Raw genomic sequence first — 17373 nt, forward strand, 5'->3', positions numbered from 1 at the left:
AGACTCCCCTTCGTACGGACGATCGCCAACATGTTGATACCTCAAACATTGACAGCTGTTGCTTTGACCGTCGCAGCGGCTGCCATTTTCCCGCTGGCCAGCCACGCGCAATCGAAAATCACCGCCGAAGAAGCTCATGCGATCGGCGTGGATGCCTACATCTATTTTTACCCGCTGTTGAGCATGGACATTACCCGCAAGCAATTCACCAACATCGAGCCGGGCAAGGAGTTCGGCAAAGGCCCGATGAACATGTTTGTGAGTGTGCCGCAGTACCCGCCTGCCGAATTCAAAGGGGTGGTGCGCTCTAACTTCGACACACTGTATTCGATTGCCTGGCTGGACTTGACCAACGAACCGCTGGTGATCGCCGCGCCGGATACCGAAGGGCGTTTCTACCTGTTGCCGATGCTCGATATGTGGACGGATGTGTTCGCTTCGCCGGGCTGGCGCACCACGGGCACCGAGGCCGGGCAATTCCTGGTGACGCCGCCGGGGTGGTCCGGCACCGTGCCCGCCGGGATGAATCACCTGCCGGCGCCAACCCCGTTTGTCTGGGTCATCGGCCGTACCAAGACGGACGGCGCGGCGGATTACGCGGCGGTGCACAAGATCCAGGCTGGCTACACGGTGACGCCGTTGTCCCGGTTGGGTAAGGAGCCTGAAGCCGTCACCGTGAAAATCGACCCGGCGGTGGACATGAAGACGCCGCCGAAGATTCAGGTCGACTCCATGTCGGCTGCCAACTACTTCACCTACGCTGCCGACCTGCTGAAGGTGAACCCGCCGCACAGCACCGACCAGCCCATGCTGTCGCAGATCAAGCGTCTTGGAATCGAAGCTGGCAAGCCGTTCGACATGGACGCGCTGGATCCGCAAATCCAGGCCGCGCTACAAACGGTGCCCCAGGATGCGCAGGCGCTGATGACCTGGAAAGTGCCGACCCTGGCGCGGGAGGTCAATGGCTGGTCGATGAACACCGACACCATGGGCGTCTATGGCAACTACTACCTCAAGCGCGCCATCGTTACGCAGGTGGGACTCGGTGCCAACCTGCCCGAGGACGCGATTTATCCGTTGAACATCGGCGACAGCAACGGCAAGCCGCTCGACGGAGCAAACAAATACGTGCTGCATTTCAACAAGGGTGAGACGCCGCCGGTGAACGCCTTCTGGTCGATCACCCTGTATGACCCGGAAGGCTTCCAGATCGCCAATTCACTCAATCGTTTTGCGGTCAGTAGCTGGATGCCGTTCAAGGGCAACGCCGATGGCTCGCTGGACCTCTATTTCCAGAACGAAAGCCCCGGCAAGGATCTTGAGGCCAACTGGCTGCCGGCGCCCAAGGGGCCGTTCAACCTGACCATGCGCTTGTACGGCCCGAAAGCCGAGGCGCTGAATGGCAAATGGAACCCGCCGGCGGTCCAGCCGATGTAGACCGCAGACGACAAGAAGCAGCCAACGACTGCCTGTCATTGGCTGCTTTTGCCTGTCCAGCTGCCCGTCCCGCCACCGGCGCCACCGGTTCCGCCGCCAGGGGCGCCGGTGCCACCGCCCGCGCCACTGCCCGGACCATTGACGCCGGTGGTGCCGATTGACGAGCTGGAGCCTTGACCGCGGCTGTAGTCGCCCGAAGGGGCGCTGGGCCTTTTGTTGTCTGGCAGCATGGTTGAGTTGCGGGTTGCGCCCGATGTCGTGTTGGTCGTGCCAGCGCCATCGCCGGACGCCGCAAACGCAGCCAGGGGCGTTGCCGACAACAATCCCGCCAAGAGCAGCGAAGTCATTCTGATGTTCATCATGGTCGTCTCCTGGGATGAGTCGTTACCTGATGTTGGTGCGAAGGGGGCGCAGTTGGATTCGCACAAGCCGCGTTGAGTTTTTCATGCCGGGTGATTGGCTAAATCAATTGTCGGCGGCAGTGCCTGATCCCGTATACATAGCGGCCACTGGCGGAGCAATCCGCCGCTTGCGTGCAAAAGGATTGAACGATGAGCGAGCCACGCCTGACTGACCGTGCTTTGTATCTGCAACGCCTGGGCTTCGATGCGCCCCCGGCACCGACCCTGGACACCTTGCGCCAACTGCAACTGCGCCATACCGGCGCTTTTCCGTTTGAAAACCTCACCACATTATCCGGCGAACCGGTGCTGATCGACTTGCCGTCCATCGAACAGAAGGTCTTGCACGATGGTCGTGGCGGCTACTGCTACGAACTCAACAATCTGTTCCTGGCCTTGCTTCAATCGTTGGGTTTCGACGCCCGTGCCATCAGTGGCCGGGTGGTGATGGGCCAGCCGGAGGGGGCCTGGACTGCCCGGACCCATCGCCTGAGCCTGGTCATCATCGACGACGTACGCTACATCACCGACGTCGGCTTCGGTGGCATGGTGCCGACCGCGCCACTGTTGCTCGATTCCCGCGCCGAACAACTCACTCCTCACGAGCCGTATCGCATCGACCTGCACGTCGACGGCTTTACCCTGCGCGCCAATGTTGCGGGTGAATGGCGAGCGATGTACATCTTCGACCTGCAACGCCAGGAAGACATCGATTTTGCCGTGGGCAACTGGTACGTCTCGACCCACCCTGAGTCGACTTTCGCCAAACAACTGATGGTGGCGCGCACCGGGGAGGGGTGGCGCCGTACGCTCAATAACGGCAGCTTCGCGATTCACCGGATTGGCCATGACAGCGAGCGGCGAGAGGTGAGGGATGTGCAGGAATTGATTGGCTTGCTGGACAGCGAGTTCGGCATTCGCGTACCGGAACAGGCGCAGTTGGTGCGGACCCTGGAACGCTTGATCGCAGCGCCGCAATAGTAGGCCGATCGAATACGTCACATCGCCAAGGGCTGATCCGATCGATCAGCCCTTTACGTTTCAGGGCCGAACTCCCGGCTCCATCACCCGCTGAATTTCACTCAAGGCCTCTGCCAGTTTCTGCTCCAGGCCCTTGAGTTCGGCAGGGGTGATTGTTGGTTTTAGCTGTGCAGGCTTGGCTTCGTTGAGCAGGGCTCGGCGCAACGTATTGTTGATCGCCGTCTGGTAGCCGTACCCCTCGTTTTCTGCCAGTGCCCGGGCGGCTTCGATGACGGCGTCATCGAGCATGATGGTAATGCGGGTCTTGCCTTTGGCGGGCGCCACGGCCCCGCGTTTGGCGTTACTGAAATCGTATTGGTCTTTCATCGGTCATGCCTCCAGGTACTGACGGCGTTCGCTTTTGGTGGCGATGCGCGCGGAAATGATTCGAACGAAATTCGGATCGCGCCAGGTGTACGCGACGACCAGCAAACGGCCTTTGGCATCCAGCCCCATGGTGATCCAGCGTTGTTCATCATGGTGGTTGTCCTCGAGGGTCAGCGCTCGTTCGTCATGGAATACCGGTTCGGTCTCTGCGAGGCTGATGCCTTGGTGCTTGAGTTTGTTGGCTGCGTTCTTTGCCTTGTGGAACTGAATCTCGAATGACTTCATTATGCATACTTTATATGTATGTGAAAGAGGTGGCTTTGCTGATGAGCGCCAGGAGCCGAAAAGACTAGTCAGCAACAGGGGTTGCCCGGGAAGGGATGTGTTTCAAGGTTTCAGGCGGGGGCTGCGCTTGTGGCAACCAGGGGAAATGGACAGGTATCCATTTCGTGACTGATAAGTTGTATACAACTCTATAGACATTTGTCCTGACTATTGCATACAGTGTGCGCATAACAAAAACCAGGGAACCCCCTACCATGAAAACGCCCCATGTTTCACACCAACGGCCCGAGGACGAAAATCTTGGGATCGGCGCGAATATGGCTTATGGCCTGCAACATGTTCTGACCATGTATGGCGGTATCGTCGCGGTGCCATTGATCATCGGCCAGGCGGCCGGGCTCTCGCCGGCGGACATCGGTTTGTTGATTGCTGCTTCATTGTTTGCGGGGGGGCTGGCAACGCTGCTGCAAACCCTGGGTTTACCGTTTTTTGGTTGTCAGTTGCCGCTGGTGCAGGGCGTGTCCTTCTCTGGCGTCGCGACCATGGTGGCGATTGTCAGCAGCGGCGGGGAGGGCGGGTTTCAGTCGGTGCTGGGCGCGGTCATAGCGGCGTCCCTGATCGGGTTGCTGATAACCCCGGTGTTCTCGCGCATCACCAGGTTCTTCCCGCCGCTGGTGACCGGCATCGTGATTACCACCATCGGCCTGACGCTGATGCCGGTAGCCGCGCGCTGGGCCATGGGCGGCAACAGTCACGCGCCGGACTTCGGCAGCATGGCGAATATCGGCCTGGCGGCGGTGACACTGGTGCTGGTGCTGCTGCTGAGCAAAATCGGCAGTGCGACCATCTCCCGTCTGTCGATTCTGCTGGCCATGGTCATCGGCACGATCATCGCGGTGTTCCTCGGCATGGCGGATTTCTCATCCGTGACCCAAGGCCCGATGTTCGGCTTCCCGACGCCGTTCCACTTCGGTATGCCGACCTTCCACTTCGCTGCGATCCTGTCGATGTGCATCGTGGTGATGGTGACGCTGGTGGAGACTTCGGCGGATATCCTTGCCGTCGGTGAGATCATCGGCACCAAGGTTGACTCCAAGCGCCTGGGCAACGGTCTGCGCGCCGACATGCTGTCGAGCATGTTCGCGCCGATTTTCGGTTCCTTCACCCAAAGCGCCTTTGCCCAGAACGTCGGGCTGGTGGCGGTCACCGGCATCAAGAGCCGCTATGTGGTGGCAACCGGCGGTCTGTTCCTGGTGATCCTCGGCCTGCTGCCATTCATGGGCCGGGTCATCGCCGCCGTGCCGACCTCCGTACTGGGTGGCGCCGGCATCGTGCTGTTTGGCACCGTTGCGGCCAGCGGCATTCGGACCCTGTCCAAGGTCGACTACCGCAACAACGTCAATCTGATCATTGTCGCCACCTCCATCGGCTTCGGCATGATCCCGATCGCGGCGCCGAACTTCTACGATCACTTCCCAAGCTGGTTCGCGACCATTTTCCATTCGGGCATCAGCTCTTCGGCGATCATGGCCATCGTGCTGAACCTGACCTTCAACCATCTCACTGCCGGTAACTCCGACCAGCAATCGGTCTTTGCGGCCGGTACCGAGCGGGTGCTGCGTTATCAGGATCTGGCGGCGTTGCGTGAAGGGGACTATTTCAGCGACGGTAAACTGCACGATTGCGACGGCAAGGAGATTCCGGTGCTGGATTCGGAACACGGCGTGGCAGAACCACGGGCGGTGCACGTCAAAAGCAGTGAACACGTCTGACGTTCACGGCAACTGAAAAGGGCCGATCTGTTGAATAGACAGATCGGCTTTTTGCTTTTCAGGAGTTGGCTTTTCAATCGGCCACAAAAAAGCCCCTGGATCTTTCGATTCAGGGGCTCTTCGATGTTGCGTCTGGCTCCACGACCTGGACTCGAACCAGGGACCCAGTGATTAACAGTCACTTGCTCTACCAACTGAGCTATCGCGGAATGGCGCGTATCTTACTGATTCAAAAAGAGAAGTCAAGCATCGAATAACAATTTGAGTGAATCATCGGGACGGACGGTGGTTTGGCGGCGATTGGCGGTTACCAGGATCGCCCCAGAGGTCTACCATGGCCGCCCGGAAGTGGTGACACGCGCTGCCGGCCATTCGCCGAAAAGGTACGCGCCATGAATCATTTGACCCTCACACCTCTACACCATGGGGTGTACCCATGAGCATCTCTCAGATCAGCCTGCCCAAAGGTGTCGGCCCTCACGCCGAAAAGTTGTTCGACGCCATCACTCAGGCCGGCACCGCTGAAGCATTGAACCGCGCGGGTGGCAAGGCCGAAGGCTTCGTCCTGGGCCTGGAAAGCACTAAAGCGATCAAGAGCCAGGTCGCGGAATCGCTGTATGTCGCCTACGACGACGCTGCCAGCCAGCGTGCGAGCGAACTGGCTTAACCGCCGAAGGTAATCGTGCCAAGCATCAGTTTGGCGTAGAGCGCCGTGGCACCCAATTGCACCAGCCACAGGGCCAGGCCGCCGAGGAATACACCTGCAGCGACTTGCATTACCAGGTTGTTGCCACGTTTTGTCGGGGCGCGGGGGATGAAGTGATCCAGGTCATCCAGGTCATCGCGGTCGGCGCGCAGGTCATCGTTTTTCATGTGGGTTCTCGGGAATGCTTGGTACATAAATCCTGTGGGAGCGGGCTTGCTCGCGAAAGCGGTGGGTCAGGTTGTACAAGTATTGAATGTGCTGCCGTCTTCGCGAGCAAGCCCGCTCCCACATTTGACTTGTGTGGAGTTTAGAGGGCTGGGTCGTTGCATTGAGAATTATCTGTGATAAATAAAAAACGGGAAGCCACATGGCTTCCCGTTTTTCATTTCAAGGTGTCATCAAATGACTTGGACAATCGCGTCCGTCACAACCTTGATGTTGCTCTGGTTCAGTGCGGCCACGCAGATGCGGCCGGTGTCCAGGGCGTAGATGCCGAACTCGTTGCGCAGGCGGTGCACTTGCTCAACGGACAGACCCGAGTAGGAGAACATGCCGCACTGACGACCGACGAAGCTGAAATCGCGCTGCGGCGCTTTTTGTGCCAGCAGGTCGACCATCTGGGTACGCATGCCACGAATGCGCAGGCGCATTTCGGCCAGTTCGGCTTCCCACTGGGCGCGCAGTTCCGGGCTGTTCAGCACCGCAGCGACAACGCTGGCACCGTGGGTCGGCGGGTTGGAGTAGTTGGTGCGGATCACGCGTTTGACTTGCGACAGCACGCGCGCGCTTTCTTCTTTCGATTCGCTGACGATCGACAGGGCACCAACGCGCTCGCCGTACAGCGAGAACGACTTGGAGAACGAGCTGGAAGCGAAGAAAGTCAGGCCCGACTCGGCAAACAGGCGCACGGCCGCGGCGTCTTCGTCGATGCCATCGCCAAAACCCTGATAGGCCATGTCGAGGAACGGCACGTGGCCTTTGGCTTTAACCACGTCCAGCACGTTTTTCCAGTCCGCCGGGCTCAGGTCCACGCCGGTCGGGTTGTGGCAGCAGGCGTGCAGCACAATGATCGAGCCGTTTGGCAGCGCGTTGAGGTCTTCCAGCATGCCGGCACGGTTCACGTCGTGGGTGGCAGCGTCGTAGTAACGGTAGTTCTGCACCGGGAAACCGGCGGTTTCGAACAGGGCGCGGTGGTTTTCCCAGCTCGGGTCGCTGATCGCCACAACGGCGTTCGGCAGTAGTTGCTTGAGGAAGTCAGCACCGATTTTCAGGGCGCCAGTACCGCCAACGGCCTGGGTGGTGATCACACGGCCGGCGGCGATCAGCGGCGAATCTTTGCCGAACAGCAATTTCTGCACAGCCTGGTCGTAGGCGGCGATGCCGTCGATTGGCAAGTAGCCACGGGAAACGTGTTGAGCGGCACGAATGGTTTCGGCTTCGACAACGGCGCGCAGGAGTGGAATTCGCCCCTCCTCGTTGCAGTAAACACCGACCCCCAGGTTGACTTTGTTGGTGCGGGTATCGGCGTTGAATGCTTCGTTGAGGCCCAGGATTGGATCGCGTGGTGCCATTTCGACAGCGGAGAACAGGCTCATTATTGCGGCGGCTCTGAATGGAGAGTGGAGGGACGTGTCGCGCTCCAGCCGAATGCACTAGAGCGGTGCACAAACGGGGAGCTAGTATAGAGGCCATCCGCGATCAATGGCGACAGGCGATTCGGCTTTTAAGGTAAGTTTTTCCGATTATTTTGCGACCGTTAGTCGAATGGCGTCGGCAAAGGTTTTGCGCGATGTAGGACGTTTGCCTTGAAAGCGCTGGCAATCGGCTCCACATTGAGCACAATCCAGTTTTTTCCTCGGGCGACATCGGTCGTTTGCGGTCTTTCTCGTTCATGCCGGTTTGGCCGGCAAGAGTGATCCAGAGGTATTTAATGTCTGAATTCCAGCTAGTCACCCGTTTCGAGCCTGCCGGCGATCAGCCGGAAGCCATCCGCCTGATGGTCGAGGGCATCGAGGCCGGGCTGGCGCACCAGACGCTGCTCGGTGTGACCGGCTCGGGCAAGACGTTCAGCATCGCCAACGTGATCGCCCAGGTGCAGCGCCCGACCCTGGTGCTGGCGCCGAACAAGACCCTGGCGGCGCAGTTGTACGGCGAGTTCAAGGCGTTCTTCCCGAACAACGCGGTGGAATATTTCGTTTCCTACTACGACTACTACCAGCCTGAAGCCTACGTGCCGTCCTCGGACACCTTCATCGAGAAGGACGCCTCGATCAACGACCACATCGAACAGATGCGTTTGTCGGCGACCAAGGCATTGCTTGAGCGCAAGGACGCGATCATCGTCACCACGGTGTCCTGCATCTACGGTCTGGGCAGCCCGGAAACCTATTTGAAGATGGTGCTGCACGTGGATCGCGGCGACCGGCTCGATCAGCGTGAATTGCTGCGACGCCTGGCCGACCTGCAATACACCCGCAACGACATGGACTTTGCCCGTGCGACCTTCCGCGTGCGTGGCGATGTGATCGATATCCATCCGGCGGAATCCGATTTTGAAGCGATCCGCATCGAGCTCTTCGACGATGAGGTGGAAAGCCTGTCGGCATTCGATCCGCTGACCGGCGAAGTCATTCGCAAGCTGCCGCGCTTCACCTTCTACCCGAAGAGCCACTACGTGACGCCACGGGAAACCCTGATGGACGCTGTCGAAGGCATCAAGGTCGAGTTGCAGGAGCGCCTGGAATACCTGCGTTCCAACAACAAGCTGGTGGAAGCCCAGCGCCTGGAGCAGCGCACCCGTTTCGATCTGGAGATGATCCTCGAACTGGGTTACTGCAACGGCATCGAAAACTACTCGCGTTATCTGTCCGGTCGCGAAGCCGGCGCGCCGCCGCCGACGCTTTATGACTACCTGCCGCCGGATGCCTTGCTGGTGATCGACGAGTCCCATGTCAGCGTTCCGCAGGTTGGCGCCATGTACAAGGGCGACCGTTCGCGAAAAGAGACGCTGGTCGAGTACGGTTTCCGCCTGCCCTCGGCCCTGGACAACCGGCCGATGCGTTTCGATGAGTGGGAAAGCATCAGCCCGCAGACGATTTTCGTCTCGGCGACCCCCGGCAACTATGAAGCCGAACACGCCGGGCGCGTCATTGACATGGTGGTGCGTCCGACCGGGCTGGTGGACCCGCAAATAGAGATCCGCCCGGCACTGACCCAGGTCGATGACTTGCTGTCGGAAATCACCAAGCGCGTCGCTCTGGAAGAGCGAGTGCTGGTCACCACGCTGACCAAGCGCATGGCCGAGGATTTGACCGATTACCTGGCCGACCACGGCGTACGCGTGCGCTACCTGCACTCGGACATCGACACCGTGGAGCGCGTGGAAATCATCCGCGACCTGCGCCTCGGCACTTTCGATGTGTTGGTGGGCATCAACCTGCTGCGCGAAGGCCTGGACATGCCGGAAGTCTCGCTGGTAGCGATCCTCGATGCCGACAAGGAAGGCTTCCTGCGTTCCGAGCGCTCGCTGATCCAGACCATCGGGCGCGCGGCACGTAACCTCAATGGCCGGGCGATTCTGTATGCCGACCGGATTACCGGTTCCATGGAGCGGGCGATTGGCGAAACCGAGCGTCGCCGCGACAAGCAGATCGCCTTCAACCTGGCTAACGGCATCACGCCAAAAGGCGTGTTCAAGGACGTTGCCGACATCATGGAAGGCGCCACCGTGCCTGGCTCGCGCAGCAAGAAGCGCAAGGGCATGGCCAAGGCGGCCGAGGAAAATGCCAAATACGAAGCCGAATTGCGCACACCGGGCGAGATTGCCAAGCGTATCAAGGCCCTGGAAGAGAAGATGTATGCGTTGGCGCGTGATCTGGAGTTTGAAGCGGCAGCGCAAATGCGCGATGAGATTGGCAAGTTGCGGGAGCGGTTGATTACAGTCTGAGATTTGTGGTGAGTGTGCGGGCCTCTTCGCGAGCAAGCCCGCTCCCACAAGGTTCTGTGGCGTTCACAAAAACTGTGGGAGCGGCGGTGCGGCGATCCGACTTGCTCGCGAAGAGGCCAGTCAGGGCGCTACAAGAAAGACTGACTAGTGCGCTTCGCCAGCCTTGAGGCCAGCCGGCAGTTTTTTGGTCAGCAACACCGCCACCATGCTGATCCCCAGCGCAATCCCGACAAAATGAAACGCATCGTTATAGGCCATGATCGACGCCTGTTGATGCGCTATCTCGCTGAGCTTGCCCAGTGCTGCGGTTTCATTGCCCAGCGTGTTGGTCAACGATGCCAGGCGTTCAGCCACCTGCGGATTGCTCGGCACGATGGATTCACGCAGGTAGTCAAAGTAGACCTTGGTCCGCGCATCCAGCAGCGTGGCGAGCAGGGCGATGCCGATGGCTCCACCGAGGTTGCGCAGGATGTTGAACAGGCTCGACGCCGATCCCGCATCCTGGGGCAGGATGTAGGAGGTGGCGATCAGCGAAATGGTCACCATGATCAGTGGCTGCCCCAAGGCGCGGATGATCTGGATCTGATTGAACTGTGGCCCGGCAAAGTCCGGGTTCAGCGCGCCCGAAGAGAAGCTCGCCAACCCGAACAGCCCGAAGCCCAAGGTGCACAGCCATTTCGGCGAAACAAACTTCATCAGCTTGGGCACCAGCGGAATCAGAAACAGCTGCGGCACGCCCATCCACATGATCACTTCGCCGATCTGCAGGGCGTTGTAGTTCTGGATCTGCGCCAGGTACAGCGGCAACAGGTAGATCGAGCCGTACAGCCCGACCCCCATCCCGACGCTGGAAATACTGGACAAGCCGAAGTTGCGGTTGCCGAGGATGCCGAGGTTGATCAGCGGATTGGGTTTGGAAAGCTGTACGATCACAAAGGTGATCAGGCTGACCAGCGCAATGCTGCCCAGGGTCATGATCAGGTTCGACTCCAGCCAGTCCTTGCGATGGCCTTCCTCCAGAAACACCTGCAGGCAGCCGAGTCCGACGCCGAGGGTGAGAATGCCGGCGTAGTCGGTGCTTTTCAGCAATTCCCAGTGCGCTTGTTTCTTCTCCAGACCGTACATCAGGCCGGCGATCATGATCAGGCCGGGCGGGATGTTGATGTAGAAGATGTATTCCCAGCCCCAGTTCTCCGTCAGCCAGCCGCCGAGGGTCGGACCTATGGAGGGGGCGAAGGTGGCCGTCATGGCGAACATGGCCATGCCTTTGGCGCGGTGGTGTTCAGGGAGCTTGATCAGAGTCAGGGTGAACGCCAGTGGAATCAGCGCGCCACCGGTAAACCCTTGCAGGGCGCGGAACACGATCATGCTTTCCAGGCTCCAGGCCATGGAGCAGAGCAGGGAGGCCGCGAGAAACCCGAGGGATACCCAAACCGCCAGGCGCCGTGCCGACAGCAGCTGCACGAGCCAGGCGGTGAGCGGGATCATGATGATTTCCGCCACCAGGTACGAGGTGGAGATCCACGAACCTTCTTCCAGGGTTGCCGACAGCGCACCCTGGATATCCTTGAGCGAGGAGTTGGTGATCTGGATGTCCAGCACCGCCATGAAGGCGCCGAGCATCACGCTCATCACCGCAATCCAGTCGCGCCGGGTCGGTTCGCCGGCCGGGCGGATCAGTTGATCACCGGCCATCGTCAGGGGCGTCTTTGCTGCTCACTTTGGTGGTGACGTCGTCAGGGGCGTCCTTGATGTTCACCTTGGCGGTCACCGACATGCCCGGGCGGATCTTGCCGCGCAGCGGGTTATCGGCGGCGAAGGTCAGTTTTACCGGAATCCGTTGTACGACTTTGGTGAAGTTGCCGGTGGCATTGTCCGGCGGCAACAGGCTGAACTGTGCGCCCGAGGCGGCGAACAGGCTGTCGACCCGGGCTTCTATCGGGGTGTCGCTGTAGGCGTCGAAGGTCAGCTCGGCTTTCTGCCCGGGCTGCATGTGGCCGATCTGGGTTTCCTTGAAGTTGGCCTGAATCCAGATGTCTTCGTCCGGCACGATCGACAGCAGGTAGGCGCCGGCCTGCACGAATTGGCCTTCGCGGGCTGCACGCTGGCCGATCAGGCCGCTGATGGGCGCGTGGATTTCGCTGCGGGTCAGGTTCAGTTCAGCCTGGGCGAGGTCGGTCCTGGCGTTGGCGATCTGCGCGTCGAGGCGTTTGATTTCGGCGGTCAGTGCGTTGACCTGCTGACGCTGGCTTTGCGCGTCCGCCTGGGCCTTGGCCAGTTGCGAACGGGCAATGTGGTTGTCGGCGGAGAGGGTGGTCACCCGTTCTTCCGAGACATAACCGGGTTTACGCAAGGTCTCGGCGCGGGTGAGGTCGATCTGCGAGCGACCCAGGCTGGCCTGGCTGGACTCAACTTGCGCTTCGCTGGCGGCAATCAGGCTGGCCTGCTGGGTCAGTTTGCTCTGGGCTTGCAGGCGTTCGGCCTCGCGGGTGGCGAGGGTCGCGTTGGCACGGTTGACAGCGAGTCGGAAGTCGTCGCCTTCGAGTTTGATCAGCAACTGGCCTTTCTCGACATGCTGGTTGTCCTGCACCAGCACCCGATCGATGCGCGCGCCCAATTGGCTCGACACACGGGTGATCTCGCCCTGGACATAAGCGTTGTCGGTGCTTTCATAAAAGCGCCCCTTGAAGAACCAGTGGGCAAACAGGCCCCCGCCAATCAACAGGACAATCAGCAGGAAGGTGAAGAGGCGACGCTTGAGTTGGGCAGGCATGGGCAAACTGTAGTCGAGAAATTGTAAGAGAAGTTATCAGCAGGCAAATCTGGCATACAGCCGATAAGCGGTAAATGCCATCGGCTGATATTCGGCCATTCACCGCGCCATACGGGCGTTACAGACGCAACCTTGGCTTAAATGCCCTGTTCGCTGGAGCCTGGCCTGTGTCGCCTGTTACCATTCGCCTCTTGTTTGACGTTCGCTTTGAACTTCGCTTTTTATCTTTTCGAGACATGCCATGACCACCGTCCGCACTCGCATCGCGCCATCGCCTACCGGGGATCCCCACGTAGGTACCGCCTACATCGCCTTGTTCAACTACTGCTTTGCCAAGCAGCACGGCGGTGAGTTCATCCTGCGGATCGAAGACACCGACCAGCTGCGTTCGACCCGCGAGTCCGAACAGCAGATTTTCGACGCCTTGCGCTGGCTGGGGATCGACTGGAGCGAAGGCCCGGACGTCGGCGGCCCGCACGGTCCGTATCGTCAAAGCGAGCGCGGCGACATTTACCAGAAGTACTGCCAGCAACTGGTCGACATGGGACACGCCTTCCCGTGCTTCTGCACCGCCGAAGAGCTGGACCAGATGCGCGCCGAGCAGATGGCTCGCGGTGAAACCCCGCGTTACGACGGCCGCGCGCTGCTGTTGTCCAAGGAAGAAGTCGCCCGTCGCCTGGCGGCTGGCGAGCCGCACGTCATCCGTATGAAAGTACCGAGCGAAGGCGTTTGCGTGGTGCCGGACATGCTACGCGGCGACGTTGAAATCCCGTGGGACCGCATGGACATGCAAGTCCTGATGAAGACCGACGGCCTGCCGACGTACTTCCTGGCCAACGTGGTCGACGATCACCTGATGGGCATCACCCACGTATTGCGCGGCGAAGAGTGGCTGCCATCGGCACCGAAGCTGATCCTGCTTTACGAGTACTTCGGTTGGGAACAGCCGGAACTGTGCTACATGCCGCTGCTGCGTAACCCGGACAAGAGCAAGCTGTCCAAGCGCAAGAACCCGACCTCGGTGACGTTCTACGAGCGCATGGGCTTCATGCCCGAGGCGATGCTCAACTACCTGGGGCGCATGGGCTGGTCGATGCCGGACGAGCGCGAGAAGTTTTCGTTGCAGGAAATGGTCGACAACTTCGATCTGAAGCGCGTGTCCCTTGGCGGGCCGATCTTCGACATCGAGAAACTGTCGTGGCTCAACGGTCAGTGGCTGCGTGACCTGCCGGTGGAAGAGTTCGCCGCACGCGTGCAGAAGTGGGCGTTCAATTCCGACTACATGATGAAGATCGCGCCGCACGTGCAGGGCCGGGTCGAAACCTTCAGCCAGGTGGCACCGCTGGCCGGGTTCTTCTTTGCCGGTGGCGTGAACCCGGATGCGAAGTTGTTCGAATCCAAGAAGCTGTCGGGCGACCAGGTCCGCCAGCTGATGCAGTTGATCCTGTGGAAGCTCGAAAGCCTGCGTCAGTGGGAGAAGGACAGCATCACCGCGACCATTCAGGCAGTGGTCGAGTCCCTGGAGCTGAAGCTGCGTGATGCCATGCCGCTGATGTTCGCCGCGATCACGGGCCAGGCCAGTTCGGTGTCGGTGCTTGATGCGATGGAAATTCTCGGGCCGGACCTGACCCGTTTCCGTCTGCGCCAGGCCATTGACCTGTTGGGCGGCGTGTCGAAGAAAGAAAACAAAGAGTGGGAAAGGCTGTTGGGCGCTATCGCCTGACACGCTTGATGCAGGACTGATGGCCATTGTGTACGCCCGTCGTTGGGCGCGCAGTGGTCCTCAGACCCCCGATTTTTCGGGGGGAGGGCGGTAAGTGATTGTTATGTCGGCAAAAAATTTTAAATTTTTTGAAAAATAAGTTTGACAGGCTTTCGATACGCCCTTAAGATTCGCCCCGTCCTCAGCGATGACATCAACGATGAGGGGCTATAGCTCAGCTGGGAGAGCGCTTGCATGGCATGCAAGAGGTCGACGGTTCGATCCCGTCTAGCTCCACCAATTTACACTTCAAGGTCTGGCCACACTGGCCTTGAAGCGATCAACACTCAGCGTTGATCAGATGTATAGAAGGGTTTGCGTCCCCTTCGTCTAGTGGCCTAGGACACCGCCCTTTCACGGCGGTAACAGGGGTTCGAGTCCCCTAGGGGACGCCAGTTTTACAGAAGCGATGTTGCAAGATGTCGCTCCGCCGCGAGGCGAAAAATCCGGGGCTATAGCTCAGCTGGGAGAGCGCCTGCATGGCATGCAGGAGGTCAGCGGTTCGATCCCGCTTAGCTCCACCAATTTTACAGTTCAAGGTCTGGCCACACCGGCCTTGAATCGATCAGCTCTCAGCACTGATCAGTTGTATAGAAGGGTTTGTGTCCCCTTCGTCTAGTGGCCTAGGACACCGCCCTTTCACGGCGGTAACAGGGGTTCGAGTCCCCTAGGGGACGCCACGATTACCCGCTTTGCGGGATTTATAAGGGTCATTCAATTATTGAATGGCCCTTTTGTTTGTCTGGCGTTTGGCCAAATCTCCCATTTCTTTCCAGACTGTTCTTCAGACCAGCGGTCACATCCACGACTTGCGTAAAATTATTATGAGAATAATATTCTAGTCGTAATATTCGGAGGCAACGATGAACGATAAAAAAGCTCAAACCCGCGAACGCATCCTCAAGGCTGCCAGCGCAGCGCTGATTCAGCGTGGCCCGGCCGAGCCAAGTGTGGGCGAAGTGATGGGTGCGGCGGGCCTGACGGTCGGCGGCTTCTACGCACACTTCGAAAGCAAGGACGCGATGATGCTCGAGGCGTTCAAGCAATTGCTCAGTCATCGTCGCGACCTGATTGCCGACATGGACGCGGAGTTGACCGGCGAAGAGCGCCGCGCTCTGGTGGCTGCGTTTTATCTGTCGCGCAAGCATCGTGATTCCTCCGAATCGGCCTGTCCGATCCCGGCATCTGTCGGCGAACTGGGGCGGCTGCCGGAAGCCTTTCGTGTCGCGCTGAATGAGCATGTGGAAATGATGGTCGCGCAGCTGGCGGCCAGTCCTGAAGAAACCGAAAAAGCCCTGGCCGATATGGCCTTGATGGTGGGTGGGCTGGCTCTGGCGCGGGCGCTGGGGCCGGGAGAGCTGTCCGATCGATTGCTGCGCGCCGCCAAATCGGCAGTGCGCTGACCTGAAGGCTGCGGCCTGAGGAGAATGCGATGAGCGCGTTAAAGTGGGTTCGTGGCGTTAATGGCACCTTGGGCTGGTTTGCCCCGAAACTGGTCGCTAGCAAAATGCGACTGGCCTTCATGACTCCGCGGAATCTGCCGCCCCGTGACTGGGAGCTGCCGTTGTTGGCGAGATCCGAGCGCATTACCCTGCGGTTTGGTCTTTCGGCCCTGCGCTGGGGGCAAGGCCCGGCAGTGATGCTGATGCACGGCTGGGAAGGTCGGCCGACACAATTTGCCAGCCTGATCACCGCGCTGGTCGATGCCGGTTACTCGGTCGTCGCCCTGGATGGTCCGGCCCACGGCCGCTCACCTGGCAACGAGGCGAATGTGGTGCTGTTCGCCCGTGCCATGCTTGAAGCAGCTGCCGAGTTGCCACCCTTGCAAGCGGTCATCGGCCACTCCATGGGAGGCGCCAGTGCCATGCTTGCAGTGCAGTTGGGCTTGCGCACGGAAACCCTGGTCAGCATTGCCGCCCCGGCGCGGATTCTTGGCGTGCTGCGTGGTTTCGCCCGTTATGTGGGGCTGCCGCCGAAGGCCCGCTCGGCGTTCATTCGCCAGGTGGAGAGCGATGTCGGCATGCGCGCCGCCATGCTCGATGTTGCGCACTATCAGCTCGACATGCCCGGCCTGATCGTTCACGCCGAAGATGACAACTTTGTCCCGGTCAGCGAGTCGGAGTTGATCCACGAAGCGTGGTTCGACAGCCGCTTGTTGCGCTTGAAGGACGGTGGTCATCAGCGTGTATTGGCCGACCCGCGAGTGATTGATGGCGTGTTATCACTGCTGGCCGGTCGCAGTCTGCAATCGCGCCAATCCGCTTGAGCATCCGTTACACTGCCCCGGTCGAATTTATCTGACCGGGGGAATGGGGCATGGGCTGGGATCGGGAAACGCCATTTATCATTGATCTGCAAGTGGGCGCCGAGGACATCGACGGGTTGGGGCACGCGAACAACGCGGTCTACGTGACCTGGCTCGAACGCTGTGCCTGGCGCCACTCCCAGCGCCTTGGCCTGGATCTGGTCGAGTACCGGCGGCTGGACCGGGCGATGGCGGTGGTGCGCCACGAGATCGATTACCTGGCAGCAGCCTACGAAGACGATGAGTTGCAATTGGCGACCTGGATCGTCGATTGGGACCAGCGCCTGAAAATGACCCGTCACTTCCAGTTGAAGCGCCCCAGTGATAATTCGACGTTGCTGCGGGCGCAGACCACTTTCGTCTGCATCGAACTGTCCACGGGCAAGCCCAAGCGCATGCCGGCGGAGTTCATCGAGGGGTACGGCCCGGCGTTGCTATCGCTCCAGCCAATGTAGGAGCGAGCTCGCTCGCGATGGTCGTCAACGATAACGCGACCAGTCTGGCTCCCCACGGTGGTCTCGGGTTTTTCGCGAGCAGGCTCGCTCCTACAGGGGGGCTGCGAGCATGCCGGCGGAGTTCATCGAGGATTACGGCCCGGCGTTGCTATCGCTCCAGCCAATGTAGGAGCGAGCTCGCTCG

The 17373-nt window shown here is 59.9% G+C and carries 16 protein-coding genes and 5 tRNA genes; 13 read left to right on the forward strand and 8 right to left on the reverse strand.

Annotated elements, in window-relative coordinates; all coding sequences use genetic code 11:
• Positions 1-30 precede the first annotated feature (30 nt).
• A complete protein-coding gene (locus ACCD00_RS02185; RefSeq protein WP_413421530.1) occupies positions 31-1437 on the forward strand; it encodes a DUF1254 domain-containing protein in 1407 nt (468 codons plus the stop codon).
• A 35-nt stretch (positions 1438-1472) separates the two neighbouring features.
• Here the strand turns inward: ACCD00_RS02185 and ACCD00_RS02190 are convergent, their stop codons facing one another.
• Complete coding sequence (locus ACCD00_RS02190; protein WP_413421532.1) at positions 1473-1799, reverse strand: hypothetical protein; 327 nt, start codon at positions 1797-1799, stop codon at positions 1473-1475.
• A gap of 189 nt (positions 1800-1988) precedes the next feature.
• On the opposite strand from ACCD00_RS02190, the gene ACCD00_RS02195 reads away from it, so the two are divergent.
• Positions 1989-2819, forward strand: coding sequence for an arylamine N-acetyltransferase family protein (locus tag ACCD00_RS02195; protein WP_413421534.1), 831 nt, complete (start codon positions 1989-1991; stop codon positions 2817-2819).
• 60 nt (positions 2820-2879) lie between these two features.
• Here ACCD00_RS02195 and ACCD00_RS02200 read toward each other — a convergent pair whose 3' ends face one another.
• Both ACCD00_RS02200 and ACCD00_RS02205 read right to left on the reverse strand, forming a co-directional pair.
• Entirely contained in the window at positions 2880-3185 is a 306-nt protein-coding gene (locus tag ACCD00_RS02200) for a BrnA antitoxin family protein (protein ID WP_413421536.1), read from the reverse strand.
• Positions 3186-3188: 3 nt separating this feature from the next.
• A complete protein-coding gene (locus ACCD00_RS02205; protein ID WP_413421538.1) occupies positions 3189-3470 on the reverse strand; it encodes a BrnT family toxin in 282 nt (93 codons plus the stop codon).
• Between the two features lie 254 nt (positions 3471-3724).
• Between ACCD00_RS02205 and ACCD00_RS02210 the strand changes: the two genes are divergently transcribed.
• Complete coding sequence (locus ACCD00_RS02210; protein ID WP_413421540.1) at positions 3725-5242, forward strand: nucleobase:cation symporter-2 family protein; 1518 nt, start codon at positions 3725-3727, stop codon at positions 5240-5242.
• 133 nt (positions 5243-5375) lie between these two features.
• Here the strand turns inward: ACCD00_RS02210 and ACCD00_RS02215 are convergent.
• A tRNA-Asn gene (locus ACCD00_RS02215) sits at positions 5376-5451 on the reverse strand.
• A gap of 227 nt (positions 5452-5678) precedes the next feature.
• Here ACCD00_RS02215 and ACCD00_RS02220 point away from each other — a divergent pair.
• Complete coding sequence (locus ACCD00_RS02220; RefSeq protein WP_108217803.1) at positions 5679-5909, forward strand: hypothetical protein; 231 nt, start codon at positions 5679-5681, stop codon at positions 5907-5909.
• Here the strand turns inward: ACCD00_RS02220 and ACCD00_RS02225 are convergent.
• Both ACCD00_RS02225 and ACCD00_RS02230 read right to left on the reverse strand, forming a co-directional pair.
• Positions 5906-6115 carry a hypothetical protein gene (locus ACCD00_RS02225; RefSeq protein WP_046038165.1) on the reverse strand — a complete coding sequence of 70 codons (210 nt, stop codon included), beginning with the start codon at positions 6113-6115 and terminating at the stop codon, positions 5906-5908. The two genes, ACCD00_RS02220 and ACCD00_RS02225, sit on opposite strands and share 4 nt — an antisense overlap.
• Before the next feature lie 231 nt (positions 6116-6346).
• On the reverse strand, positions 6347-7543 hold the full coding sequence (locus tag ACCD00_RS02230) for an amino acid aminotransferase (RefSeq protein WP_413421543.1): 1197 nt from the start codon (positions 7541-7543) through the stop codon (positions 6347-6349).
• Between the two features lie 335 nt (positions 7544-7878).
• Between ACCD00_RS02230 and uvrB the strand changes: the two genes are divergently transcribed.
• Entirely contained in the window at positions 7879-9894 is a 2016-nt protein-coding gene (gene uvrB, locus ACCD00_RS02235) for an excinuclease ABC subunit UvrB (RefSeq protein ID WP_413421544.1), read from the forward strand.
• Positions 9895-10038: 144 nt separating this feature from the next.
• On the opposite strand, the gene ACCD00_RS02240 is transcribed toward uvrB, so the two are convergent.
• Together ACCD00_RS02240 and ACCD00_RS02245 are read right to left on the reverse strand one after the other, a co-directional pair.
• Positions 10039-11529 (reverse strand): MDR family MFS transporter, encoded by a 1491-nt coding sequence (locus ACCD00_RS02240; protein WP_413421562.1) that lies wholly within the window; start codon positions 11527-11529, stop codon positions 10039-10041.
• Between the two features lie 49 nt (positions 11530-11578).
• Positions 11579-12667, reverse strand: coding sequence for an HlyD family secretion protein (locus ACCD00_RS02245; protein WP_413421546.1), 1089 nt, complete (start codon positions 12665-12667; stop codon positions 11579-11581).
• A 241-nt stretch (positions 12668-12908) separates the two neighbouring features.
• On the opposite strand from ACCD00_RS02245, the gene gltX reads away from it, so the two are divergent.
• From gltX to ACCD00_RS02285, 8 genes are all read left to right on the forward strand, one after another.
• On the forward strand, positions 12909-14390 hold the full coding sequence (gltX, locus tag ACCD00_RS02250; RefSeq protein WP_413421548.1) for a glutamate--tRNA ligase: 1482 nt from the start codon (positions 12909-12911) through the stop codon (positions 14388-14390).
• Positions 14391-14593: 203 nt separating this feature from the next.
• Positions 14594-14669: transfer RNA gene (locus ACCD00_RS02255), tRNA-Ala, on the forward strand.
• 79 nt (positions 14670-14748) lie between these two features.
• Positions 14749-14824: transfer RNA gene (locus tag ACCD00_RS02260), tRNA-Glu, on the forward strand.
• 53 nt (positions 14825-14877) lie between these two features.
• Positions 14878-14953, forward strand: a tRNA-Ala gene (locus ACCD00_RS02265).
• A gap of 80 nt (positions 14954-15033) precedes the next feature.
• A tRNA-Glu gene (locus ACCD00_RS02270) sits at positions 15034-15109 on the forward strand.
• A 183-nt stretch (positions 15110-15292) separates the two neighbouring features.
• Positions 15293-15832, forward strand: coding sequence for a TetR/AcrR family transcriptional regulator (locus ACCD00_RS02275; RefSeq protein WP_007986938.1), 540 nt, complete (start codon positions 15293-15295; stop codon positions 15830-15832).
• Positions 15833-15861: 29 nt separating this feature from the next.
• On the forward strand, positions 15862-16695 hold the full coding sequence (locus tag ACCD00_RS02280) for an alpha/beta fold hydrolase (protein WP_413421550.1): 834 nt from the start codon (positions 15862-15864) through the stop codon (positions 16693-16695).
• Positions 16696-16745: 50 nt separating this feature from the next.
• Positions 16746-17189: an acyl-CoA thioesterase gene (locus ACCD00_RS02285; RefSeq protein ID WP_413421552.1), complete on the forward strand. Its 444-nt coding sequence runs from the start codon at positions 16746-16748 to the stop codon at positions 17187-17189.
• The last annotated feature ends 184 nt before the right edge of the window (positions 17190-17373 follow it).

Origin of the sequence: Pseudomonas sp. Pseusp3, from assembly GCF_047304225.1 — a bacterium.
GTDB classification, from domain to species: Bacteria; Pseudomonadota; Gammaproteobacteria; order Pseudomonadales; family Pseudomonadaceae; genus Aquipseudomonas; species Aquipseudomonas fluorescens_CD.